At 55.0% G+C, this 1,928-nt stretch carries 3 protein-coding genes; 1 reads left to right on the forward strand and 2 read right to left on the reverse strand.

Annotated features, from left to right (window positions below):
* On the forward strand, nt 1–240 hold a 240-nt coding region (locus ACXJKH_RS19480; protein WP_457321843.1), incomplete at its 5' end, for an EamA family transporter.
* A gap of 350 nt (nt 241–590) precedes the next feature.
* On the opposite strand, the gene ACXJKH_RS19485 is transcribed toward ACXJKH_RS19480, so the two are convergent.
* Both ACXJKH_RS19485 and ACXJKH_RS19490 read right to left on the reverse strand, forming a co-directional pair.
* Nucleotides 591–767 (reverse strand): hypothetical protein, encoded by a 177-nt coding sequence (locus tag ACXJKH_RS19485; RefSeq protein WP_457321845.1) that lies wholly within the window; start codon nt 765–767, stop codon nt 591–593.
* A 226-nt stretch (nt 768–993) separates the two neighbouring features.
* The coding region (locus ACXJKH_RS19490) for a site-specific integrase (RefSeq protein ID WP_457321847.1) at nt 994–1,928 on the reverse strand (935 nt) is incomplete at its 5' end.

Here is a 1,928-nt window from a genome sequence, read left to right on the forward strand (position 1 = left end):
GGTTTCATCCACACCGGCCTGATGTCCACACTGCTATATGGCGCGCTCCAGAAGCTACCGACCGCGCTGGTGGGTGTTCTCTCGTTCGTCTATCCTATCGTCGCCATCATTGTCGATGCCTGGGCGTACGGCCACCTGATGGGAACAATGCAGGTCGCCGGAGCCGTTGCGATCTTGGCGGCCGTGGCGGGAATGAATTTTGGGTGGACTCTTTTTCGTCGGGAACGCAGGAACGCATAGCCTCCAATCTGCGAAGCTTGAAGTTCAAGCTCGCATCCAGTCACTGGGCACTTCAGTCTGACTCTTCAAGATGAAGCGCGATCTTTCTGACTTGGCCCAGTGCTTGCTACGGCGGAGGCATCATAACGGTGAGGATGCGCACCCGGTCACCCGATCGCCAGTAGCCAAGGATGGGCTTCCCGGTGCGACAGGTGTAGTAATAAGTGTTTGGCGTGACGCCGGCCCTGTAGCGCACAACTTGATCCAGTTTCGATGCTTGGGCTCGGATCCGAGCTCGAGTGGTGGAGCTCACTTGAAGTTTCTTTAGCTCTTCTGCCGCTGATCTCGTCCAAGAAACCGGCATGTCGTAGTCACCGACGGTGATAGGGCTGAATAGAGGGTGTGAATAAAAATAGGCCTAACTCCTCATCAGTAAGATCATTTGTGTCGGAAAGCGCCTTGAGCATTGATTCATCAAGGCTTTTCTTCCACACGGGATCAACCTGGTTCCACCATTGGTCATCGTGCTGGGGGGCTTGATCGTTCATCTAGATGTGCCTCTGACTTTCACTCAGAATAACCTTTGCGCCGGGGGAGTCAAGGAGCTGCATGTCTTAAGGGGGGGCGTAATGCCCAAACCCATACGAGCAGGGCGATTTCCTGAATATAGGGATGGCTCGGCCGCAGTTTGAAGCTGGCTAGCGCTATCTTGGAAGGATCTGTTGGCAAAGGCGGGTATTTTCCGTTCGCGGCGCATGGGCGCATTCTGTCGACTTACGGATAGAAGCCCTTCTTGTCCCGCAGTCGCCTCTTGAACTGGCCTCGTACATATCTGGGTAGAACGACGGGAGGCGTGAAGTCTTCCAGCATCCTCACGGCCAGAGGCCGAGATTGTTCCGGCAGCATGCCCTCGTAAGCCTCTCTAATAACGGGGGCTTGTTCCTCCTTTGCTTGCCCGGTGGTTGAGTGACCGGTGATCACTGCGATCTGCGACGTTGTGTATCCTTTGCTGATCAGGTTGTTTATCAACGTATGGCGGAACGAGTGAAAAGCAGTGCCTTTCGAGAAGCCGAGTTTCTTCATGTAGTTGCCAAACTGCCACACTAATGCACTGCTGTAGCGCGCGTTTGTTTCCCCCGTCCTTGGGTTGACGCCTGCAGAGAGGTGTGGGAAGAGGCGTGGATGCTTGGACTCCTTGATGTCCTCCAGGAATTCTAGGAAACCAGCATCCAACACGCGCTGTGCTATTGGAATTTTTCGTATGGACGAGATGTTCTTCAGGCTCTGTCTGCTCTTGGCGCCTTCCGACCCCGCAAGATCCTCGTCGGCGGTGACGCGGAGGTAGATAAACCATGTGTCTTCCTCTAAGGCGATATCCGCTACCTTGAGCTGAGCAATCTCGCCGATACGAGCGCCGGTGTAGAGTCCGAGGATTGGCCCCCACCATCGGTGTGGCCATTTCCTTGCCCAGGGTTCAAAATTGGACTGTTCGAAGATGCGCTGTAGCTCCGCGTTGCCAAGCGAGCGATTGCGCTTCGGTTGCACGCCGACAAGATCCTTTCGGATCTTGACGAACGCATCCATCGGTGAGGCAGCAATGGCTTTTGCACTGAGTAGCGCGTTGAAGAAGGCGCTCAAGAGTGCTCGCTGAAGCGCAAAGCTAGAAGCGGCAGGGGGAGGCACGTTCATGCTTTTGCCCAGTTCTATCA

The sequence above is a fragment of the Stenotrophomonas sp. P5_B8 genome, from assembly GCF_054049855.1.

Bases quoted from the DNA above. Each gene is read 5' to 3' on its own strand.
- ACXJKH_RS19485 (WP_457321845.1), bottom strand. From the start codon at position 767: ATGAACGATCAAGCCCCCCAGCACGATGACCAATGGTGGAACCAGGTT.